This window comes from Caldivirga sp. MU80, assembly GCF_001663375.1.
Lineage (GTDB): Archaea > Thermoproteota > Thermoprotei > Thermoproteales > Thermocladiaceae > Caldivirga.
In genome coordinates this window covers 1-22,265 of the sequence record NZ_LCTF01000040.1, presented here as the reverse complement: position 1 = coordinate 22,265, position 22,265 = coordinate 1, and the positions used below count along the sequence as shown (strand labels likewise).

General features: G+C 54.6%; 21 protein-coding genes. 9 read left to right on the top strand and 12 right to left on the bottom strand.

Annotation, left to right across the window (positions count from 1 at the left end):
• The 3 genes from AAX04_RS10280 to AAX04_RS10270 form a co-directional block, all read right to left on the bottom strand.
• Positions 1 to 142, bottom strand: a 142-nt coding sequence (locus tag AAX04_RS10280) for an RPB7/RPC8 family DNA-directed RNA polymerase subunit (RefSeq protein WP_304439080.1), incomplete at its 3' end; no start/stop codon positions are given.
• A gap of 50 nt (positions 143 to 192) precedes the next feature.
• Positions 193 to 543, bottom strand: coding sequence for a hypothetical protein (locus tag AAX04_RS10275; protein ID WP_156519812.1), 351 nt, complete (start codon positions 541 to 543; stop codon positions 193 to 195).
• 653 nt (positions 544 to 1,196) lie between these two features.
• Positions 1,197 to 2,105 (bottom strand): hypothetical protein, encoded by a 909-nt coding sequence (locus AAX04_RS10270; RefSeq protein ID WP_066797916.1) that lies wholly within the window; start codon positions 2,103 to 2,105, stop codon positions 1,197 to 1,199.
• A 117-nt stretch (positions 2,106 to 2,222) separates the two neighbouring features.
• On the opposite strand from AAX04_RS10270, the gene AAX04_RS10265 reads away from it, so the two are divergent.
• Positions 2,223 to 2,726, top strand: a complete 504-nt coding sequence (locus AAX04_RS10265) for a hypothetical protein (RefSeq protein ID WP_066797914.1) — start codon at positions 2,223 to 2,225, stop codon at positions 2,724 to 2,726.
• 377 nt (positions 2,727 to 3,103) lie between these two features.
• The gene (locus AAX04_RS10260) at positions 3,104 to 4,600 is read left to right on the top strand and encodes an ankyrin repeat domain-containing protein (protein WP_066797912.1); all 1,497 of its coding nucleotides are present in this window, start codon (positions 3,104 to 3,106) and stop codon (positions 4,598 to 4,600) included.
• Positions 4,601 to 4,628: 28 nt separating this feature from the next.
• Here AAX04_RS10260 and AAX04_RS10255 read toward each other — a convergent pair whose 3' ends face one another.
• The 3 genes from AAX04_RS10255 to AAX04_RS10245 are packed head-to-tail and all read right to left on the bottom strand — an operon-like array spanning position 4,629 to position 7,814.
• Positions 4,629 to 5,405, bottom strand: a complete 777-nt coding sequence (locus AAX04_RS10255; RefSeq protein WP_066797906.1) for a PP2C family serine/threonine-protein phosphatase — start codon at positions 5,403 to 5,405, stop codon at positions 4,629 to 4,631.
• Positions 5,398 to 6,585, bottom strand: coding sequence for a protein kinase (locus AAX04_RS10250; RefSeq protein ID WP_369818427.1), 1,188 nt, complete (start codon positions 6,583 to 6,585; stop codon positions 5,398 to 5,400). The genes AAX04_RS10255 and AAX04_RS10250 overlap by 8 nt, the downstream gene beginning before the upstream one ends.
• Positions 6,586 to 6,617: 32 nt before the next feature.
• Positions 6,618 to 7,814, bottom strand: coding sequence for a VWA domain-containing protein (locus AAX04_RS10245; protein WP_162270136.1), 1,197 nt, complete (start codon positions 7,812 to 7,814; stop codon positions 6,618 to 6,620).
• Between the two features lie 46 nt (positions 7,815 to 7,860).
• On the opposite strand from AAX04_RS10245, the gene AAX04_RS11685 reads away from it, so the two are divergent.
• Positions 7,861 to 8,340, top strand: coding sequence for an FHA domain-containing protein (locus tag AAX04_RS11685; RefSeq protein WP_084761419.1), 480 nt, complete (start codon positions 7,861 to 7,863; stop codon positions 8,338 to 8,340).
• Here the strand turns inward: AAX04_RS11685 and AAX04_RS10235 are convergent.
• Entirely contained in the window at positions 8,337 to 10,970 is a 2,634-nt protein-coding gene (locus tag AAX04_RS10235; RefSeq protein WP_066797897.1) for a hypothetical protein, read from the bottom strand. The two genes, AAX04_RS11685 and AAX04_RS10235, sit on opposite strands and share 4 nt — an antisense overlap.
• A gap of 570 nt (positions 10,971 to 11,540) precedes the next feature.
• Between AAX04_RS10235 and AAX04_RS10230 the strand changes: the two genes are divergently transcribed.
• Entirely contained in the window at positions 11,541 to 12,083 is a 543-nt protein-coding gene (locus AAX04_RS10230) for a DUF996 domain-containing protein (RefSeq protein WP_066797894.1), read from the top strand.
• A 671-nt stretch (positions 12,084 to 12,754) separates the two neighbouring features.
• Here AAX04_RS10230 and AAX04_RS10225 read toward each other — a convergent pair.
• From AAX04_RS10225 to AAX04_RS10210, 3 genes are all read right to left on the bottom strand, one after another.
• Positions 12,755 to 13,084, bottom strand: coding sequence for a hypothetical protein (locus AAX04_RS10225; protein WP_066797885.1), 330 nt, complete (start codon positions 13,082 to 13,084; stop codon positions 12,755 to 12,757).
• On the bottom strand, positions 13,084 to 13,512 hold the full coding sequence (locus AAX04_RS10220; protein WP_066797882.1) for a hypothetical protein: 429 nt from the start codon (positions 13,510 to 13,512) through the stop codon (positions 13,084 to 13,086). Before AAX04_RS10220 ends, AAX04_RS10225 begins: the two co-directional genes overlap by 1 nt.
• 585 nt (positions 13,513 to 14,097) lie before the next feature.
• Positions 14,098 to 16,803 (bottom strand): hypothetical protein, encoded by a 2,706-nt coding sequence (locus AAX04_RS10210; protein ID WP_066797876.1) that lies wholly within the window; start codon positions 16,801 to 16,803, stop codon positions 14,098 to 14,100.
• A gap of 240 nt (positions 16,804 to 17,043) precedes the next feature.
• Here AAX04_RS10210 and AAX04_RS10205 point away from each other — a divergent pair, with 240 nt between their 5' ends.
• Complete coding sequence (locus tag AAX04_RS10205) at positions 17,044 to 17,319, top strand: hypothetical protein (protein ID WP_066797874.1); 276 nt, start codon at positions 17,044 to 17,046, stop codon at positions 17,317 to 17,319.
• 403 nt (positions 17,320 to 17,722) lie between these two features.
• Here AAX04_RS10205 and AAX04_RS10200 read toward each other — a convergent pair whose 3' ends face one another.
• On the bottom strand, positions 17,723 to 18,400 hold the full coding sequence (locus tag AAX04_RS10200; protein WP_066797871.1) for a hypothetical protein: 678 nt from the start codon (positions 18,398 to 18,400) through the stop codon (positions 17,723 to 17,725).
• A 176-nt stretch (positions 18,401 to 18,576) separates the two neighbouring features.
• Complete coding sequence (locus tag AAX04_RS10195; RefSeq protein ID WP_156519811.1) at positions 18,577 to 19,212, bottom strand: hypothetical protein; 636 nt, start codon at positions 19,210 to 19,212, stop codon at positions 18,577 to 18,579.
• A 521-nt stretch (positions 19,213 to 19,733) separates the two neighbouring features.
• Here AAX04_RS10195 and AAX04_RS10190 point away from each other — a divergent pair.
• From AAX04_RS10190 to AAX04_RS12540, 4 genes are all read left to right on the top strand, one after another.
• Positions 19,734 to 20,171, top strand: coding sequence for a hypothetical protein (locus AAX04_RS10190; protein ID WP_066797865.1), 438 nt, complete (start codon positions 19,734 to 19,736; stop codon positions 20,169 to 20,171).
• Between the two features lie 238 nt (positions 20,172 to 20,409).
• The gene (locus tag AAX04_RS10185; RefSeq protein ID WP_156519810.1) at positions 20,410 to 21,207 is read left to right on the top strand and encodes a TFIIB-type zinc ribbon-containing protein; all 798 of its coding nucleotides are present in this window, start codon (positions 20,410 to 20,412) and stop codon (positions 21,205 to 21,207) included.
• On the top strand, positions 21,204 to 21,644 hold the full coding sequence (locus AAX04_RS10180) for a hypothetical protein (RefSeq protein ID WP_066797858.1): 441 nt from the start codon (positions 21,204 to 21,206) through the stop codon (positions 21,642 to 21,644). The genes AAX04_RS10185 and AAX04_RS10180 overlap by 4 nt, the downstream gene beginning before the upstream one ends.
• Before the next feature lie 385 nt (positions 21,645 to 22,029).
• Entirely contained in the window at positions 22,030 to 22,158 is a 129-nt protein-coding gene (locus AAX04_RS12540) for a hypothetical protein (RefSeq protein WP_255363617.1), read from the top strand.
• Positions 22,159 to 22,265 lie beyond the last annotated feature (107 nt).

The following is a 22,265-nucleotide window of genomic DNA, read 5'->3' as shown; positions in this document are numbered from 1 at the left end:
CCACGACGAAGCCGAGATCTCTGAAGGACTTCCCCTCGTACCTGGCCCTCAGCTGGGCCAGGGCGACGTCCTCAAGCGGCTTGCCGAACTCCGAAGGGTTGATCCTGACGTAGTCCTCGGCCTCGATCAGACGGAAAGGCATGGGGCTATCCTATCTCTCCCCCTTTATAAGCGTAGCTCTAGAGAGGAGGCTCACCGGCCAGTCTCCTCCAGCCACCTCCCTATGGCCTCTGCCAGTTCGGCGTAGCGGGCGAGGCCGTCTAGGTGCTCCCTGCCGCACTCCATCACTATCCTGCCGTCCTTCATGCGGTACACCCTAGGTCTCTTGCCCGTGAGGGCCCTAATCAGCGCCGAGAGCCTCTCGGCGTCGGCCTCCCTGCCGCCGGGGGCGTCGGCCCTCGCTACGGCGAAGCCCACGGCCTCGTTTCTGGCCCCGCGCCTGCTGAAGGTAATCGTGTAATCGCGTCTTACGCCGTCAACCTCCGCCGTTATGGTGATCTTCAGGTGGGTTCTGCCGCCCCCTCCCTCCTCCACCCGCGCCAAACCTGCCACAGCCTCAGTCCATCTACGCCCCCTAAGCGTTGCCCCCACCTCTCAGACCTCGTCTCTGATAGCTGGCACAGTCCGCTATTAAACACGCGGCAACCCTCCCTGTTCACAAAGGCCGCAGAGACGCCTTTAGCATCAAGTTGTCCTCAGAGATGCCCCACCCAGCTCCGGATACGCCCGACTATCTTCTCCAAGACCTGGGAGAACCCGCCGGATGCGGTTACGGCGGCTACGGGCGTGTAGAGCTTAGGCGCACCAACCTCTGGGGCGCGGCGGCCACGGCGTACGGCATAAACAGCATGGCAACCGTCGCGATGGCCTTTACGAGGAGATTTGCCCCGATCGGAGCGTCTCCGCCGTCTATCTACACGTCATCGGGCCACACGGGCTGGATGAATAGCCCGACGGGTCTAGGCTCTACGAGGGTTAGCCTATAGCGTGAGTATTGCGGAAAAAGGCCAGGGGACGCCTTCCGCACCCCACGCCGAGCCGGCATTCAGGCAGAGCCACGAGCGGACATGTGCCGCTTGAGGTACATCGGATCCTAGTGCCGAAGTACAATACAACATATGTATATGATTAGCTAAGTGATAGTCTAAATATTGAGATGCTAGGATCAGCTTTAAGCTGTTAGAGTTAGAGAACGCCTATCTCAGTTTGAGCCTTAATAATTCCTTGATACGTTCAAAGGGTAGGAGGTGGGCCACATACAACAAAGCTATAGATGCTGTGATGGTGAATTGTCCTCGTTTTGCTGGTTTCTCCTGCTCCACAAGCCCTATGAGGTCCTTGAGCTGATCTAAATCGCGGCGCTTAACGGCGTCTTGTATCGCGGGCCACATATCGCCGGGCGGCGCACCCGGCTTAACGGTCCAGAGACCCCGTTTAAACCCCTCTTCGCGCGTCTTTTGAGACTGGTCGTAGATAAGTCTAAAGAGCACATTTAACCTCTCTGGGTCTGCCAGAATATCTAGAGCGCCACGTGCGTAAGACCGCTCGAACTCGCTATGTGTTATTATATCATCGCATTGCACGAAATCGCAACCAGGTATCCAACGCCCATCAGGCTCAGAGCCGCTGAAATACGTCCTTACCACACGTGAGGCGGGTTCGGGGAAGTCCAGGGGGTTGCTGAGCGCGAAAAGCGGCGAAAGATCGCAAGCCTCGGTTTCACAGATAATATATAGGCGGTGCGAAAACTGGGATAGAGGCGTGGCCGCAACGCTGTCCGGCAGTATCGCAAGGTGATAAGCTCTTGTCTGTAGCTCCAGCGTAAACCATGTGCCTTCAGAAGGTTCAGCCCCATATGTTAAACATACAGAAGTTATAGATGTAGATAAAGTCTTTGCATGTAAACCTACATCCATGGCCCTATACATAGGCAAACTAACAGAAGGCCATAAGAGGATACAAGTCCACGACGGCGGCATCTCGTCGATCGGCGGCGCCCTCCCCGCCTTCGGGAGTTCCGTATCGGCAGGAGGCGCAGGCGCCGAGAAACGCCAGAAAGCCCATCCCCCGGGGGTCAAGATATGGCGGAACTCCTCTTCCGCCATAAAACAGCTACGACGAGGTGTTTTTGAATTTTAACGCCATTCCTAGCGTGACCATATCATATTGCAAAAGGAGAGCTTTAGCTTAAAAGTTTAAAAAATACTAATTTCGCTAAAGATATGGAGAGGATCCAGCCGGAAGTTTGGAATCTTCTTTCACGTGGCTTCAAATATCTCGTCATATCAAGCGCAATATCTATATTTTGGTGGTGGTTTATTCCACTTCTAGGTCTCGGTCTTGGTGTAGCGGCATTTGCTATCTTAAAATATATCCGTATAGCTTTAAAAGAACTTAGTAAAATAGATAAGAGGTTCAAAACATGCTATAATGGAATCATTATTCTCTTACTAGGTTATCTAACTGCTGTGACTAAAACATATATAGTTTCCGTATTTTTGCTTCCTCTAGGTATTATCCTAGGTCTTACCTTAACTGCCTTTAGGCTATATAAGATATATAGAGATTGGCGATTCTTAGTGGCAAGTATTATATACGTCCCAGAGGCGGTCGCCTCTATTTTTCTAATCTTGGGCGTGTTTTCGGTAGTAGGTCATGTGCTAGCTTATAGCGCTCTAAAATCGATAACCAAGAAACTCCAGGCAACTACTTCCGAAAATTTTTAACACATGGATCAATCGAAAACCATAGATGGTTGCAAGTTTCATAGTTTTTAGAATGCTGGTATTTAATATGCTAGCATAGCTGATAGTATATCTCGTTAGTACTCTACTGCTAATGTCGATGATTGAAATGCGACAAGTGCAGGATCCATGGAGATGTAGGTCGCCACATCGCGGTATCGAGACCGTCTCTACGTCACTATGTTGCCAATAAATTCAGTAATTTCCTTAAACTTAGGTTATTTTATAAATATTTTAGTAATAGTTATCATAATTTATATATTATATTTAGAAAAAGATTGTATAAACAAATCTGTAGATCATCAACCCCCGAAACTTATAAAGACTCAAAATTTATAAGGATTGAATGAGTTTAGTAAATGTGGTTTCTCGGTCCTAACATCTTCGATGCGATTACTAACGGTGAAGTGGAGAAGGTCAGGGATATCTTGGAGAGGAGTGTAAAGGCGTTACAACGGCGCAAGGACGGCTTTTCTCCTCTACACTATGCCGTGCATTATGCGGCGCAAGAGAGAGATCCGGCGGGGAGGCGTAGGCGTCTCGACGTTGTAAAGTTGTTGCTAGAAAGGGGGGCGGATCCCAACGACAGGGACGAATCGCGGGGAAGGACGCCCCTACATATGGCCGCCGAGTATGGCGACATGGAGCTCGTGGATCTCCTTATTAGATATAGGGCTGATGTGAATGCACCGGATAGAGACCGGAACACCCCGTTGCACTACGCCGTGATGAGGGGCCACAAGCATGTCGCAGAGTTTCTTCTAAAAAATAGAGCCAATTCTAATGCGCAGAACAAGGAGGGAAGGACCCCGCTTCATATCGCGGCATTAAACAACAACATCGAGATTGCGCAACTGTTGTTGCGCTACCGCGCCAACCCTGGAATAAGAGATGCGGCACGCAAAACCCCGATAGATCTCACAACGAATGAGGAACTTGCGAGACTTCTTGTACGGGAATATAGAGACAGGCCACGTGGGGCTCAACGCGTCAAAGTTCGTAATACAGCTGTCGGCCGGAACGTCCGCGTGCGACTACCCCCGCTTCATGACGCCGTGAAGGATCAAAATCCGAGTTTACTTAATTTATTCTTGAGTAAAGGCAATAACCCTAACGAAGTGGATAATTTCGGCAGAACCGCGCTTCACATCGCGGCAGAGGTAGGATGTCGGGAGTGTGCCGATTTGCTCATCCAAGCCGGCGCCGACGTAAATGCCAGAGACAAGAAGGGTCGTGCCCCGCTCCACTATGCGGTGCGGTATGGCCACCACGAAGTGGCCGATCTCTTGCTGAGAAAAGGCGCGGCGCCGAACGCAATAGATAATATAGGAAACACGCCGTTGCACTACGCCGTTGAGAAAATACGCCCCGATCTTGTGGAGCTTCTTTTACAATACGGCGCCGATCCAAACGTGAGAGGGACGCTGAGAGGCTGGACGCCGCTATATTATGCAGTGGCGATAATCGAGAAGGTTAATAGGGGAGAGATAAGCGCCGATTTAAAAGACATCCTTAGGATGATCGACCTTCTCTTAGAGAAAGGGGATCCCAACATACCTAACATCGACGGCTGGACGCCGTTACATAAAGCTGCCGCGGCGGGCGTCGTAGATGTTGTGGCAAAACTCCTAGAGCATAACGCCAATCCTAATGCAACAGATAAGAGCGGCCAGACGCCGTTACATATAGCGGCATTTAAAGGCTACGGAGTAATTGTTAGGCTTCTACTCCAGTACGACGCGGATATCTGCGCAAGAGATATCTGGCGTAGGACGCCTTACGATTTAGCTAAAGGAGATGCAAAAAGAGAATTGGAGCTAATATTAAAGAAAAAGATGGGTTCTATAAATTGCTGAAATCATTTTCCTCTATTGCAGAGAGTCCTTATTTCTTTATAATGAGAGCAGTTATATTGTCTTTACTGCCTTTTTCCATAGCATATGAAACCAATCTATCAACAATTTTGTTCTCATCTCCTTCCTCAGTAATTATTTGCCATATTTCGTAGTCGTCTAGGACGTCAGTTACACCGTCTGTTGCTAACAATAAACCGTCGCCTTCGTAGAGTCTCAACTTGAAGACGTCGATTGGCTCCACCCTCCCGTAGTATCCCACTAGGTTTGTTATGGTATGCGCTTGGGGATGCTCGACGACGATTTTCCTCTTGTGTTCCGCACGCTCTTTAAAGTCCATCGCCGCCAGTCTGCGGATCTCCCTCTCCAGCTCGCTCCAAGCCACTGAATGATCTCGGGTTATTTGGTGAAACTCCCCATCCCCGAATAAGTAAAGGCGGGAATCCCCCACGTTCACCACGTAGGCATTATCTTCCAACACGACGACGCCCGCGAGGGTAGTCCCACCGCCCATGACGCTGTCTAAGACGACACTATTGGCGTAACTCACGGCATCGCGGAGAATTTCGGCGATAAGTACATCATCATAAATAAGCGACGCGCCTGCAAACAAACGCTCAACGACTCTTGCGGTAAACGTCGCAATAGCGACTCGGCTAGCCACATCACCAATATTAAGTGTACTTACTCCGTCGGCGACGGCGGCGATTAGCCCGTAGCGGCCGTTAAGCTCAAGTCTACAGATAGAATATGAATCCTCGTTAAGTATCTTTCTACCGGCACTACTTCTGGCAGCTACCCTATACATTGCTTAGCTTGAATTTAAGAGTTATATATGGCAACCTTAAAATCTCGCTGAACGCTAGCACTATCTCATCGCCATCTTGAAGCTGTACTGGTTTGCTTGGAGTGCCCGGACACGTGCGTCTACAGCCTGGCGAGACGACTATGAAATTTCCATATCTCTTGATTGCCGTGCCGTTTACGCTACCTAGGTCTCTAATTAGCCATATACCGCTCCCCTCGTCGTATTGAATCTCAACATGCCCCTCCTCGAGATAGCCATACGGATCGTCGAGTGATATATCGGCTCGCCTTCCGATAGTTACCGTTGCTTTTTTATCGGGATCTAGGATCCATTTCTGATCGTTATAGAAAAGATACGCGCGACGCCGTTCTTGAACCAGCGCATTTCTAAGCTCTACGCCATCCCAGAATCTGTTGCGGTAGTCGGGATCTAGGGCCTTAGATAGCACATGCGAGAGCTTTCTTTCGTACTTACCGCAGACGACTAGGTTGCAGGGCCTGTCTGCGAGACCATGTGTGGCAATATATCTCGCTATTCGTTGTTGCGGCGTAAGCCTGGCAAGTTGAGCATCGCGCGGCCTCAGAACGCTCAAGACCGTAGCACCCCACATATACACGTCGGAGGATTCGTAGAACTCACCTCTTATTATCTCAGGCGGCGAAAAGCCGGGCTTCGCGACCTGTGTCCCCTGTCCTTTCCCTCTCTTGACTGTGCCGAAATCTATTAATACAACCCTATAGTTGTTATGGGGCTGGACCATGATGTTATCGGGCGCGAAGTCCCTGTGAAGTCTCCCAACTCTATGAAGGAAGGCCAGGGCGTCTGCAAGTTGCATCGCGACGTTGTATCCCACGTCGGGGTCGAGTCCGCCAGTCTTTACAACGTAGTCGGCTAAGTTCTCGCCCTCGACGTATTCCTCAACTAGGAGGGGCGTGGCGCCTATGTGCCCAAAATCGATGAACTTAACTATGTTGGGATGACCGCCGTATTTGCTCCATATCTCTCTCAGAAATTCCGCCTCTTTCTCGAGCTTCTCTACAACGAGGTCTATTGGGACGTTGCCGCCGGGATTCGGCTGTTTTATTACCACTCTTCCGCCGCCACGGTCCTCCGCAAGGTAGGTGATGCCCATCCCTCCGCAACCTAGCACGCTCCTGATTACATATCTGCCTAGTACCACCTCTCCTATCTGTAGCGGAGCTTGGCAGGAGCTCACCCGCCTATGTTGGAGAGTCTGTCGATTCTAGTCTTACCGTCCAAGCTTTGCGTGCCCAAAACTCTCTGCGCAAGCGCGGCGAAGTATATATCCCTAGCCATGAGGCTTCTGGCAACGGGCTCAGCGAGCAGACTGTTCAGCGCGGCGAACTCCTCATCTGCGCTTAGGCCCTGTTTCGTTTTTTCTAGTATCTTCACGGCGACGCGGGCGACCTCGTGGTACAGCCTTACCTCTGGATTTTGCTCATCTGAGCTGACAGCCGCCACGAACTCCACCTCGACAGGTCTTGTGGCTGTGCCGAAGGACACAGTGGCGATTTTCCGCCTCCCCTCATCTTTAGAGTATGTAGTAGCCCTAAAACTCGCTATTATTACATCACGGGCAGAGACGGCGCCAACGTCCCACGTGGCGGCGCCGGGATCCAAGACTCTGAGGGTGGGATATATGAGAAAGGCCTCCTCTAGCTTAGTGCCGACCTCGGTCTCGATCTTGAGGGTAGGTTTTTCAATCACGATGTTTTTTATAGCCGAGACTATCGCCTGCGTCAGCCCCTCGATCTCCTTGGCGCCTTTTACATGCCTCATGCGGCCGCCGCCTATCTTAGCCATCTCTTCGCAGAGGGCTGGGTCGTAGTCCTCTCCGATGCCGTATATGAAGGTTATTATGTTATATTTTTCTCTCGCCAGCTTCGTTAGTTCGAGCACTTGGTTCGGGTCGGCAACGTCTGTCGGCCTCCCGTCGGTGGCGACAATCATAACTCTTGTATAGCCCGGTGGGGTCTTAGAGAGAAGATTGACCGCCATGGTCAATGCCTGGTATAGAGACGTGGAACCGCCGCAGTCGATCGACCTTATTACTGACTCGACTTCGGTTGCAGCGTACTTCTTTGTTGCCGAATTTATCGCAACTACCGCAGAAGTGGAGAAAACGACTAAAGACAGAATATCGTCGTCCTGCAAGTCGTTTCGAAACCTCCTTAATATAGCCTCCTTTGCCGCCTCAATCTTTTCTCCGCACATAGAGGCGCTTACGTCGAGCAAGAAAGCCATGTGCACCTTTCGGGGGTTCTGAGAAACGAACTCCCTCAGCTCCTTCGAGGGGACTATCTTCGCCAGTATATACACATCGCCCTCTTGGCCCGCCGCGAGCGCGCGTCGGTTTTGGTATATCTCCACCTGAAGAGGACTTGCCATACTGAGCTCGGCTTTAAAGTATTTAAATTTTGATAGCCTTTTCCTCATGCCCAAGGTAAGATGTTTTAACTGCGGGGCAGAGTTCGAATACGACCCCAACAATCCGTACTGCCCTGTATGTGGAGCGGCGATCCCGCCGACATTTGCTCAGCCTCAGCAAACCGCGCAATCCCCATCTTTAACCTCAGTTGCGCATAGACCTCTGCGGTTCGTAATATACGCAGTGAGAAAGGACGGCGCACGGGAAAAGGTGGCCGAGGTTGTGGAATCCGGACCTGAAGTTGTTCTGGGGCGGAGGGAGCTAGCGGCCTATGCGTGGAGAGATCCCGACACCATTTCGCGCGTCCACGTCAAGTTTAGGGCGTCTAACGGCAAGTTGTTCATAAGAGACGACGGGTCTACCAACGGGACTTATGTTGATGGGGAAGATATCAGAGGCAGAGGGGATGTGGAGATAGACCAGAAAGAGATTTTGTTATGCAACCCAGCAAACCCGGTGGGGAAGCTGGTAGTAGAGCGTCTTTAAGGCGCTAGACAGCGCCTATCTTGATGGACGATAGGCATATAAAACAGCATCAGCGATGTCAGGAGGATATACGGCCATCTGCCCGAGAGCGCCGCAACATTCCCTGGGTAAATTATTTGTCTAACATTGTTAATAATGTAGTTAATTATGTTGATAATAGCCACCATATATGGTCCTGCAAGAAACCACGCTACAACAATAAGAATCGATAGTGCGATAATAAATATAAATAATTTAATTACTACATTGCGCCATCCTAATCTGAGACTTTCACAAATAGTTCTATGAAATATATATGTGAGCACGACGGCGAAGAACAACCCAGCCGATGTGTTGATAACAAAAAGCGCAAGCGCCAAGAGGAAGAATACTACCTGTATCGCAACTCCGCTACATGTGCCCTCTCCCCCGCTGGGAGGCAGATAGGATTCGCTCATGTCGGCGACTTGTAAGCTGGCTAATGCCCACCCAATATCTGTCTTCTGCATCACCGCCGTACCGCCGTAGGAGATCCCCAAGTCCCTGGCTTTGGCGGTCAGCTCAAATTTCTTAAGGTCGGCTCTGCCCCCTACAAAACGCGCATTCAACTCGATTCTATGGGGAGGTATCTCAAAACATGTAGTGCCTTCAAGCCTTCTGCTCTGTATTAATCTGCAGAGAAGCTCAGATACTTTCTTCCGTAGTAGCTCTTTTTCGGAGAATGTTCGATAGCTATCTTCGGCCTTTTTTATGTTTCTCGACGGAAAACTTGAATGAACCGCATGTAAAGTGTGGGCTACTCTAGATGCCGGCAGAAGGAGTAATGTTAATACAAGGGCTAGTACAAGATCGCTTACGCCCAATGGTATGGTTATAACTAATATCAAAACAAATAATAATATATACATAATACTTAAGATAATTTCACTAATACTAAAATGCCTAACTAAGCGAAAATATCTAAAAAATAGTATTACATGTAAAGAAAGAATCAGCACAGGCGTCCAAGCGACGAAATAAGAAATAGGCATTCCAGAATGTACTGAGATGGATAATGCAAATAATAAAAGTACAAAAATATTTAATATTAGTTTATCAAATATATCTGTACGTATGAATATATATAATAAAATAAATAATATAAAATATATAATTGAATAGATATTAATGAAGACTAATGGTAAAATACCATTAATAATAAATAAGATCGGATTAAGTAATCTAAATTCAAGTCCATATATACTTTTTCGGGCAAACAGAAGTAGCATGTAATAAATGAGAAAAATAAGTATAGATGCCTCAATCAACGGATAAGGTATAAATCTCCCAATTAATAGATAGTATATATACAAATTCGATGTTGTTTTCATATTATTTTTTCCTATTTCTCCTAAAATACTTAGTAATATTTGTAGTAAATAGCTTAATGGATTTGGATATATATCTAGTTTTCCTGCAAACGCGGTTACCGTATTCTGATAGTTGTAGTCTGGCAACACCAGGGTGAGCGAAATATTGGGCGGCGTCTCGATCACATAGTCCTTAACAGGTCTTAGATAGAGGTCGTGCACTATTATTTCCATCTCGACGAGGGGTAGTGTGTAGTTGCCGTTAGTTTCTACGGTGTAGACCACGTCGGTTATGGGGGACTGAATGCGGTAGGTGTACCTAGCTTGGGTGGCGCCGGGGATACAGAAAGCCTCTATTTGTCCTCTGCCGGAGACGACCGGCTTGCCGTCGAGGAGGACTTCCACATCTAGGGGCTCGCCTGTGGAGGTCCGCCCCACATAGAGACAACGCCTCCCCTCCACAACCACCGTGGCGTTGGGTCTGAGCTCTATCTGCCTCCCGCCGTATGTGAGGTAGCCTGTGCCGAAGAAGGAGACGACGCCGTCTCCCTCCACAGTCACGCCCGGCCCGGCCATGAGGCGGAGAAACTGGGCGGGGACGGGCAAGCCGTCTATCCCGACTACAAAGGCTCTGTCGGGGCCTTTGGGCGTGGTCAAGACGACGTAGGCCACCTTTATCGCAGACTCGGGCGTGTTGCTCCAGTACAGCTTGACCGCGCTCCCGCTCCCCGACACCACCGAGTGGTACCAGCCGATGGAGACCGAGGCCGGCCTCCACGAGCCGTTGTAGAAGACTTCTCCGCTCGCCGCGTATTTGCCCACAGTACACACCAATAGGTTGCCGTTGGCTCCCAGTTGCACCTCCCACGGTTTGGCCTCGCCTCGCCCCGCGAAGTAGGGCAGGGTCAATACCTTCACATACATAGGCTTCCCCACCCCGAAGTTCACCAAGAGGTATGCCTCAACGCCAAGCCAGGTCTCTACCCTTACAGATCCAGATCCATTTCCCCAAAACTCCGCGACCCACAGGTTGGGCTGATAGAGGTCGTCTACGTGGTAGAGCGTGTAGTTGACAGAGGCCTCCGTGTTGCCTATGTAGACATGGATGGGCGGCCTCTCCGCGGTATCTCCTATAGCCATTATGAAGCCGAAGCAGTTTCCTGCACATGTGCCGAAGTTAGTAACGTAAGCTCCACACTGGTAGTAAATATCAACGAGGCCGCTATATTCGATAGTGGTAGCATGGATTAAGGGAGCAGAGATGAAGAAAACAAGAACTAGGCCCAGCAAGACTCCCCGCATATCTTTGCCCTCTTCGCTATTTTTAAGCGTTCTGAATCGTGTCCAGTTAAAAATTTTCTCCAGACTAGCCAAACAAATACGTCCTCAGAGCAACCCAGCAGGTTTGCTTGGATGCCTAATTTTTCTCTAGGTAATGCTCCCCGACAGCGAATAGCTGATTAATATCGGCGTATGGCGGCGGCAGGCCGAATAGGCTATAGGGAATTCGAGGGGCTGTTGATGGATACGAGGGCAAGGAGGCTAATGCAGCCCTCCCTCTTGCTTTTTAAGGTTAGGCTTTTACCTCGATATTAAGGAGAGTGAGGCCGATGACTTGAGCTCTCACCCCTTGTCGTTAGTAAGAGCTGGATTGGCCAGCCTCGGGGCCGGTCCCGCGCCGCTACCAGTCTTAACCGTATTGCAGTCTCCAGTTTGCCACAACACCTCCTGCCGGCACTCGCCTTAACAGAATAGGCGAACTCAGGCAACAGGCCCCGGCTCCTCGCTAGGCACTGATGCCTTGTATCGCTTCGGTGCGGCCCGGCGGCGCGTTAATCACAAAGTTTTATAAATATCTAGCGTAAATATACCATGGAGGAGAAAGTTAGGTCTGCGGGTAATCTCGGGTTCATCGGCGTTATTATACAACTCGCGGGGCTTCTAGTGGGCGGCATAGCGACGCTGGCAGGCTACATAATGGAGCTCGTAGCCCTAAAGAGGCTAGCCGAGGCTCTCAACAGGCATGCCATCTGGGGCAACGCCCTAAAGGCGGTGGCTGTTGCCGTGGTAGGGACCATAACGTTGATAGTCTTATTCTTAGCCCTCCTCTTTGAGCCTACATGTTATAAACCCCTCTGCTGGTACTTGTCGGATTACTTCTTCGAAGTCTTGGCCGGTTTCTTCGTTCTCGCCTACGTGATTGCGTTATTCACAGGAAGATATTACAGAAACGCCTATAATGAACTCGCCGTCGCCACCGGCGTCAAGGAGTTCAACGACGCCGCCAAATGGACTTGGCTGGGCGCCCTCCTCTTCATTATTCTCATCGGCGGTCTGCTGGTGCTCGTGGGCAGAGTATTCGCCCTAATGGGCTACAACGTATTGAAGAGCTGGAAACAGGCGCAACAACAATAACCTCAGCCATTTTCAGTATTATTTTTATTTACTCAAAATCTGCCGGATGCAGTTATCTTTATTACAAATAGATTTTCTTTGATAGCTTAAGGCTCATTCGTGATGAAGTAGGCCATCCAATGGTAAGGCATGCCTGAAGCAGTGGAAAGACGGCATGGACCTCGCGGGTAAGCTTGGAGGTCTATTCCCGTTACGGAGATGGTGACCGGTGTTCCGTTTTCCAGGAAGAACTTGACTGACAGGGACCTCTATACGTATGCTTTGGTCCTGAATGGGAGGTGACCTTCGGATACAGTGACCTAGCTGGGCCCTTCGGTTCCACGCCAGACAGCCAGATCTCCTCTCTATCGGCGTGTCTACGCCACCATCGGCGTCTTGGCCATTTTGTCCGAGAAGCTTAAGGGAATTGTCAGAGGGGGATGTTCTCAAACAGGGCGATGATAGGAGAGCCAGACGCTGGCTGGAGAGGAGAGCGGCAACGTGAGAGGGAGGGGCTAGAGGTGTTGAGTCTATCTCCTGACCCAAGTGTAAGGTTGCCCGTGCGGCTCTCTATACACGGGAGGAGCAGAGGGCGGCGCGGACGTCTACGTACGAAGCTCGTCAGAAAGATGTGGCGGGCCCGATGGGATTCGAACCCACGACCTACGGCTCTCCACGCGCCACGTAGGCGCCTAGAAGGTTCGGCGCAACGGTCCGCGGAGCGTATCTTGTTTTTGTGTAAGTTTTTTCGTTGAGTGTTTTGGCTGTGTTGGGGTCTTGCGCGAGAATTCCATCCCCAGAGGCGCCAGGTAATAGCCGATGTAAGAAGGCACGATCATAATCAACGCGAAGAAGAGGAGGGCGCCCCCCAGCGCCCTCGTGGGGCCGAAGATGACTGCCAGAACCGAAAACGCCAGGAGAGTTACAGCTATCTTCACCGCCAGCCCCGCCATAAACTCCAGGAAGTGGAAAACCATGACGAAGGCAGTGACGGCGTTGTATGCCGTTATTGCGATTTGCATTACCGGGTCCCTAACCTTGGAGAAGTACATGGCGAATTTAGAGAGCTGAACAACGGCGCCACAGCTGAAACTACTTCGGGTAGGGTCTCTGTAAACGCCACGGCGAAGAGGGCGGTGAAGGAGACCTGCTGAGCCGTTAGGAGGGCCTCGAAGGTCTCGTGTATGGCCTTGTAGTTCCTCTCCAAGGCTTTCTGCAGGTTCAAGGCGTCTGGGAGGGGGTAGGGGAAGAACTCGCCTTGTTCAGTTTTAAACAGAGGCGGAAGCTCTCCCTTGGGGGTGAAGAAGGCTATGGTCAACATAGTCACTGTGGGCACTAGGAAGAGCGCCACGGCGCCTATCAACGCCGGGAGCGTCCACTTGGGGTCTCCTCTCGGCAACATCACGAAGGCGGCTATGCCCACCAGCGCGATTATGCCTAAGTCGTACATCTCAATCGACTAGAGGCGTGGTGTGTCTAGCCGCCGAGGCGACTGCGTGCCTCGGCTCAACCCAGGCGCGGGGGTCGCGGTGGATCAATATCGACGGATCTAAACGCGGCCTACGAGCCATAGCCCCGCGTATGTTGACAACGCCAGACAGCATGTAGCCAGCTTCGCCGCCTTCAGCGCCGACGCGCACGAACATACACAACGCCGAGTAGACACTCTCTAAAAAATACAACTAGTTATAACAAATTGAAGCAAGACGTACTCCCCCAAAATTTCCTCGAAACACAATATAGATAATGTATTACATGAGACTTGGTGGTTTTTATGAAGTGTCTCTCCGAGTGGGGCCGCGGCGTAGATGCAGAGTCGCCGCCCTAGCGCTAAAACGAAGGCCGGCGGAGAGAATACGCCCACAAGCCGTCGGGAAAAGAGAGAAAGCGTCTCCGTGAGCGGAGGAGTGCGTTTGAGACGGGGACTGTTGCTGGTACGCAGTTTGGCGTATACACCGTGCATGTCGCCAGCAACAGGACTCAAGAGGACTTGGGGCCCACCGCCTCGGGCAAGGTCCAGCCGCGGGAGCCGTCGCTAATAGTGGTAGTAGTACAGCTTCAGCAGGGCCATCCTGCACCCCTCGCCGTTTAAGTCGCCGCAGTTCTCGTAGACGGCGCGGAAAAGCCGCCGGACTAGGGGTTTCTTAAACCACGCGGAGCCCCACAGGCCGTGCAACCTAACCGCGTCGGACCTGCCCTCCACAGCCGCCAGCAACATGAAGGCAAGCCGTGTGTGAGAGTATTCAGGTGCCAGGACTTCCACTAGAGTCCTCCCATCCGCCTTACCCAGCAACGGACGCGCCTCAGGCGCTACTTCCTCTATAACTGACCTCAAAATCTCGGCGGCTACTCGATCGCCTGCGGCGGTTGCCACGATGATATCGCAGCGTTTGGCCTCAGATGGTTGGGCGTTGAATAATTTGCCACATTCTTTATGGGCTTCGTCTCTCTGCAGGCGGCCGGCCAGCATCAATAAAGCCGGCCGAAACTCCGGTAAAAACAGCGACTTAAACACATCCACAACTTCCTCCTGTCTCGCCCCCTCCCCCACGCCGAGAACCCTAAGCATAAGCCGAGTATTCACAGAGACCTCCGGACGGTAGTTCAGCAACCACCGCCGCTCTTTCAATAACTTCACCGCCTCTTCTTTGTTGTCAGAGGCCGCCAGGTAAACTAAATACTCGCCGAGTGTGAAGGCCGCCGTCGCTAAATAAACGGCGGTTGGTTCAAGGTGTTTCTCCGCCTCCCTCCACAGGTCCCAGAAGCCTTCAGCTCTCGCGGGAAGCTCCTTCAAATTCTTTGCGGCGAGGACGCGGGCCCTAAGAGCCCAACCACGGTCGATGAGGTAGTTTTCCCAATGCTTCAGCTTTCTGTTTATCTCCGCCGCTTTTTCGAACTCTTCTGCGGCTTCTTCCAGCTTCTTCTCGTCTAACTCGCCTTTCTCGTCAATGGCGTGGTCTAGCTTGTAGAGGGCCAGCACATGCGTGAGCCAATTCCTCACATTCTCGATCACAAACCTGGCGTCGCCTGTAGGGCTGTGGATTGTTACCCACTCGGCGAAGTCTGTGTCGTTTTCCATAATTTTTCTCAACTCGTCTAGATGGGTCACCGCACCGTCTAACACGCCCTTTACGGCCTCGGCCTCCTCTATGAGGTCGCCTAAGCCGCAGTACCTCTGCACGACTTGCGCCAGCTCGTCGCTGTATAGCGCCGTGGCCAGCACATAAGCCCTAGCTACGGCATCGAACAAGCGTTGTGTCGAGAGGCCGACACCCGGCGCCGTTGCGGCGCCACGCTTTCTAACTTCGTCGTACAGCCTGCACATATTTGCCGCACCCTTCCACCTGCTCTTAATGTGTTCTGGATATCTTCTCACCAGGTCTGAGTAGGCGCGGACAGCCTCCACCAGAGGCCAGATGCGCTCCGTCTCAAGGAGGCGGTCTTCGAGTTGTTGCAAGGCGAGGTAGATATACAATGTGGTTCCTTGATCCAGCAGAGTCAGCTCTGAGGCGACGGCCAGCAGAGAGACGTATCTATGCGGCGCCTTCTCGACCAGAGGACGCAACGCCGCCAAAATCGTCAACACAGTCTCCGGACGGGCAACCCCCTGCACCGCGAAAGGCGCCGTGTAGAGCAGCAGGTCGGCCATCTCCCCATCCACCTCAGCCCCGGCGGCCAACACCGCCAGACCCAGGGCATATAATGTCTCAGATAGCCACCAGAAGTCTCTCTTTCTCCGCCTCGCCAACAGCCCCTCCGCCGATTTCCTCGCGGCTCTTATGATGTCAGCTTCTGCGTAAGGGGCGAGTATGTTTAATTCTCTTGTGGACATCAGTTGTGCTACGTATGTTGAAAGCGGCGGTATCTCGCCGTCTATCGTCAAGTACGCATCCACGGCGCAGGGCTTCAAGGCATCTCCCAGAGCCTCTGCGATGTCCTCCGGCAACTGCTCCCTCCTAGGCAATACGTGATATCCAGCCAGTGCGTGGCCAACGATTAGGGCCACCCTCTTCCAGCAATGCCTGACCTCGCCGCTCTTGAAAATAGCGGCGAGTCTCCCGCCGACAAAGGCCAGTAAAGAGTTCTCCATTCCCCTGTCGTCTTCGGGGACATCAAGCTCGGCGAGTATCTTGCCGCCTTCTTTAAGTACTTCGTCGCGGGCCCGGTCAAGCGCCTTGATTAAGTCGCTTAAGGCCTTTTTGTAGAGCTCTCTAGCCTTCTCGCCGTTTAGACCGGCTAGGTCTCTCAACACCTCCTCCACGAGGTCTTCGTGCTTTTGGGTTAGCCATTTGGCTATAGGCTCCAGCGCGTCTTCTTTCAAGGACTCCAGGCTGGCGCTTTTCAGCTTCTCCGGCTTTAAGAAACGCCAGACTCCGTAGTTTACCGCCTTTGTGATGTACGTCATGCCCTCCGGCACCGGGCCGAAGTAGGCGTGGAGGAGGAGCGGTACAGCGGCCTTCCTAGCCAAGTCGCCACTGCTACGAAGCAACACCCGCCAGATGTAGTGAGCAAGGAAGAGCTTTGGCTCCTTCTTCGTCTCCTCCACAGCACTCTCCACGTTTTTTACCTTACACCCATTGCTCCTCAGCCAGAGGCCGGCGTATTTGGCCACCAGCGTGTATCCGCCGTTGAACTGCGCTATCTCCTCCGCCAGCTTGCTGTAGTCGCCCTCGCAACCGGAATACTGCCTTACGACTTCGTGGAGGAACTCCACGTCGACACGCTCATAAAGCTCAGACACAAGCTAAAAATACGCATCAACATAAATATTTAGATGACTTGAAGCCGGCATAACATTAGAAAACAAAAGTCTAGCAGTACAGCTTAGGGGGCGAACACGCGCTCCCGCTGTCGAGTTGCTACATCTCGCAGAAGCCGGCTGGCGGCGTCTCGAAAGCCGCGAGCCCTGGCGGGGGTGGGAGGAGACGCGCACGTCGTCAACCGGCTGTCAACGGTTTTATAAGGCCGCGCCGGAGGTTGTATGTTCCGGCTGGAGTTCGGGCTCCGCCTCTGCGGGCCGCTGGTCAAGTGCTTGGCCGAGATAGGCGCTGAGACCCTCAGCGCCGCCACAAGCTTCGTCGACGCGGAGGCCCTGGAGGAGCTCGCCAAGACTGCGGAGGCCGTGAGGGTCGTCGTGGGAGACTACGCGGTCCCCCGCGAGGTGTACGAGAAGTGGCGCGACGCCGTGCCCAGGCCGCGTGGGCAACCTCTACATAGGCGTGAAGCTCTTCGGCGCAGAGGCAGACGGTGTCTATAGCTTCTCCTCACCTAGGAGAGTCTTACAGCGCTCCGGGATGGGCAGTCGGCAAGGGCCGACCTTCGCATCCTCCTTGCTTCACAAACACCCTCCTTGTATAATGAGTATTGAAAGTTGCTCATAGCTAAGGTGTAGTGTAATACATACTCAACATGTGGCTGAGGAGGTGGAGGCCGAGATTAAGCAGAGAGCTGGCTGAGGCTAGACGCAACAGCGAGGAGCTGGCCGCGGTTACAACCTGACGAAGATAAGTGGTTTAGGATTACGACGGCTGTCTACGCCCAAGTCAAGAGGCTATTCGCAGAAGTCGTCGAGCGACTCTTCGGCCTTAGGCTTGAAGTTGTCGAAGCGCCTCTGCTGAAGATCGAGGCGGCCGTGGACCAAGAGGGAAAGGTGGCCGCCGTTAGGTGCAGAGCCGCCCTAGACCTAGGCGTAGAGGCTGTCTTTGAAGGCACGGCGCCGGGCTACAGGCTTGAAAAGACGGCCCAGGCAGACACAGGCAAGACGGCAGGCGCCGGCGGAGGAGAGGCGCGGCGGAGGCCTGGGCCCCGGCGGCGCGGCGCAGGGCGAAGCCCGCCGATCCGGCCGCGCCCTGCCCGTCCCCGCCGGCCTGCCCGTCGGCCGCGCGGGGGGCCTCTTTTTTCTGGGCTCTGGCGCTCAGCAGAGGGGCCACGTCCTCGTATTGGCAGAGGAAGTGGAACTCGGGCCAGCTGCAGAGGCCCGCCTCCCTTATGACGCCTATTTTGAACCAGCGGGGGTAGAACCTGAATATCTTCATGGCGTACTCCACCAGCTCGCCCACGGCCGACGCCGCGTCCGGAAACGCCTTCTTGAAGGTGACCGGGAGGCAGTTGTACGGCGTAGGCGGCACGGGCCCCACCACGTACCACCTGCCCCCGGCGCTTGCGGCGAGGTACACCACGGGCCTCCGGCTCTTGAGGCACGCCCTGTCGGCGTCCACGACCTTCTCCAGGTATTCCCTCCTCACGATGAACTCGTGGGGGGCTGGGGGAGGGCCCCACTCCTCCTCCCAGCCAGCCCCGCGGAGAGACGCCTTGACGTCATCAAGCGCAAGCTCCATATAGGCGGGGCCACAAAGCCTTAAAAATCTTGCTGAAAACTCCCTCTAAACATCTAGATTCAAGTTTACATATATGTCTAAATCCTCCGGATACAGACGCCGAGAATAAACGGCGGGAACCCCCCAAAGCCCGGATACAAATTCGCCGAAAACGGCGGGTCTGTATCCGGAGGGGCTTAAACTAAGTTTAGGAGCCGGCCCAGCTGGAGGTCTATCTGCGGCATCCTCCTGTTGCGTATCCAGTACACCCACGCCGCGACGGCCGTGCACCTCCTCCCCCGCCTTGCACAGCGGGCGTTCGCCAGCCCCACCAGGCCGAGCCGATCCGCCGCCTCGAAGGCGACCACGGGGAAGACGTCGCGGAAGTAGGCGTGGGGATACCTCCCGTCCCACCTCGAATACGCCGGGTAGAGGTCGGGGGCGTTTTTCTGCCAGTTCACCGCCACCTTATCCGTCCTCAGCGACCAGAGGGCGCAGGGGCCGAGGTAGATGTCCAGCGGGATGCGGGCGTCCGCCGGGGCCTCGGGGAAGCGGACCCCGGCCCCCATGGGCGTCTCGCCGGCGGCGCAGAGCCTCGCCCACTCCCCGCCGTACCTCCCCTCGACGGCGATCTGGGGGCTGCAGACGGCCGTGTGGAGAAGGGCGGGGTAGTGGAATATCTGCCGCGCCGCGTCCTCCACGTCCTTGGCGCCCAGGCGCCTGACTATCTCCCTGGCCAGGTCGCCGAGGAGGGCCTCCCAGTGCTCCGGGACGGGGTGGCCGGCTATGCATGGGCCGGCCCTCACGCCCCGCGCCCTCCTCGCATACCTCACGACGCCCCCCCCCCCGCACCCCCTTAAATACCTTGCACCGGAGGGAAAAGGCGGGTTTTTAAAGGTGGGCCCGGGCTTCCCGTAAAATTCCTGTATTATCCCTGCATCCTCGATGGGGGCGCGGGTCAATATATAACTCCACGGGATAGATATATAGCCGCCCTCGCGGTCGGGCGGCGGCTCCGTCGGCGTCGGAGGCCCGCGACGGCGGAGGAGCCCGCCGAGCACATGCGTCCTACACGCCGTCCCCGGAAGGGGCCGCGGGGGCCTCCGGAGCGCCGGCGGGCCCGCCACCACGGGCGCCGCCCCCGCGCGCGCCCTGCGGCCTCTATAAAATTTGTAAAATCAAGATCTCCGGCGCCTTAAACCCCGTGGATTCGTGGGGATGACGTTTTTTGTTAGTCAAGAAATGCGCCGTATTAAACCGCATACTCCCGGCGATCTTTACCTCAATACATTATTATTGCTTATAATTATAGCGATTTTGCGAAAAACTTTTAAAGATGGGCCTTCCCGGGTGCATGGAGCTCCAGGAGTGGTACAAGCTGGAGTGGATGGCTAGGAGGGCGCTCGACGCCGCGGTGCCCACAGCCTGGATGGTTCTCGGCAAGGCGGCCTTCGCCTCGGTGCGGTACCCCCGCCAGGTCGAGCCCGGGGAGAGGTGGGCAAATAGGCCCTGGACGGCCGTGCCGTGGATATTCGGGAACGGCCTCTTCGGAGTGGAGGTGTCCTTCGGAGGGGAGAGGTTCACCGCCGTGGCCTGCCCCCAGCACGCCGAGGGGCTGGCGGGCGTCGAGGAGATGCACGTCCTCCTCAACACGGAGCCCGTCGTCGGGTTTATGCTCCACAGGGAGGCCGTCGATTGGCTTAGGGGATGGGCCCTCGCCCTTGTCGGCAACGGGGCCGTAAGAAAGAAGGCCGTCGAGAGGGCAAGGCGGACGGGGCTCTGCCGGGATTGAGAACCTTTTTCCTTACCTTTTCCCCTCCCTTTCCCCTTGCCGGCTAAACTTTTACGTCAAGCCGAAAAAACAGCGCCTTAAATCGCTTTCCCCTCGGGGGCTTTGCATAATTTATTAATGTTAAGATGCGGCGCCTTAAATCGCCTATCCCTCGGCGTACTTAATAACAATATATTAATATCGCTTATCATTATAGCGGTTTTGCGAAAAACTTTTAAAGGTGGGCTTTCTTGGGGGCATGGAGCGGGCGGGTTGCCCCTCGTGCGGAGGCCCCCTCGCCGTAGACTGGCAGAGGGGGGAGGTGGTGTGCACCCAATGCGGCCTGGTGGTCGATGGCGTAGTCGATACGGGGCCGGAGTGGCGCGCCTACGACGCGAGCCAGCTCGTGCGGATACGCGCGGCGCCCCTAAGGCTGGTGAACAAGACGGAGATCGGCGTGGAGATGGAGCACGGCCCCCGGTGGCTCGCGCTAGCGAGCTTCCACAGGGACACCCTGCACGGGAGGGAGATGAGGCTCGCGGCGATAGGGGCGGAGGTCAGCAGAGTCAGGGAGTGCGCAGGCGCGCCGCACCGCGTCGCCGAGGCGGCGATGGCGCTGGTGAGGAGGCATGTGCACGACCTGGAGGGCCTTTCGGCCGGGGCCGTCGCTGTGGCGGCCCTCTGGCTCGCGGCGAGGGATCTAGGCGAGCCCCGGCCGTTGAGCGACTTCCTCAAGTGCAGTAAGGCGGACAAATCCGCGGTCAAGAGGGCGGCCTGGAGGCTTAACGAGGCGGCCAGAGGCAGGAGGCCTCCCCTTGAGGACTACGTCAAGACCGTGGCCGCGAGGGCCAGACTGCCGGCTCCCGTGATAAGGAGGGCCCTTGAGATCCTGGCCGGAAACAGGAGGGCTACCGCGGGGAGGAGCCCCTGGGTCCTGGCCGCGGCGGCGCTTTGGCTGGCCACGTACAAGGAGTACGGGATGCTGATACGCCTGGCGGAGGCGGCCGGCGTGACCATCGTGGGCGTCAAGAGCGCCGCGAGGAGGATGAGGGTATGAGCTCGGGCATGGACGCGGGCGCGGTGAGGAGGCCTCCCGAGCAAGCAGACCCAGTCGAACAACTCCTGAGGGAGTGGCCGGAGCTGGGCGCCTTAGGCGTCGATTGGCTTAGGAGGTGGGCCCCCCGCGCGGAGAAGCAGATCGTGGGGATAGCCAAGGTTCTGCGGAGATATCCCTGGATGGCTGAGCTGGTAGGGCAGGGGCCGGTGAGCCTCGTGAACCCGTACTCCGTGGAGGCCTACGTCGCCAGGGACGGGTCGGAGGCGTGTATATCGTTATTCGGCTGGGCCTACTGCTCCGCGGATGGGAGCAACGTCAGGAGGCTTGAGCTGGAGTTCAAGGGCCTGGAGCCCCATGAAGGCGGGGTGAGGGAGATCTACAGGCCTAAGAGGCGGTCGGCATTCGCGAGGGCCAAGGAGTACGTGCGGATACTGTGAGGCGCGGGCGTCGGGAGGGCTGGGCGTACGAGGCCCCGCCGGGATGAAACCCCTCTTTTTCCCCTCCCCTCCCTTTCTCTCTGCCTCGACTAAACTTTTATGTCAAGTCGAAAAGACGGCGACTTAAATCGCCTACCTCTCGGCGATCTTTATCTTAATGTATTATTATCGCTTATCATTATAGCGGTTTTGCGAAAAACTTTTAAAGGTGGGCTTTCCCCAGGTCATGGCCGGGCGTCCGCGCCGCCGGGAGGGCGTGGGGCGGAAGACGAGGCGGTACCTCCCCGCCTTGCTTTGGCACCTCCAGAGGCGCGGAGGAGGCGGGAGGGGCGCCGTCGTGTCCGTGAGGACGCGCGACGTGTGCGGGGTGGACAGGCGGTGCGGGATGGCGGTGCGCGAGCTCATGATGAGGCTGGTTGAAAAAGGCCTCGCCAAGCGTTATAAGAGGGGGGTCTACCTGATCGAGAGGGAGGCGCTGGAGGAGGTGTTGACGGCCTTGAGGGAGTGGATATGACGACAGCGGCCAAAAAGATCAAAACCACGGCCTCTGTTTTTGAACTGCCTCAGAAACTCGGTATTCTACAATACGTGGAGTATGAGCCACCTCCGCGGGAGTGGTGT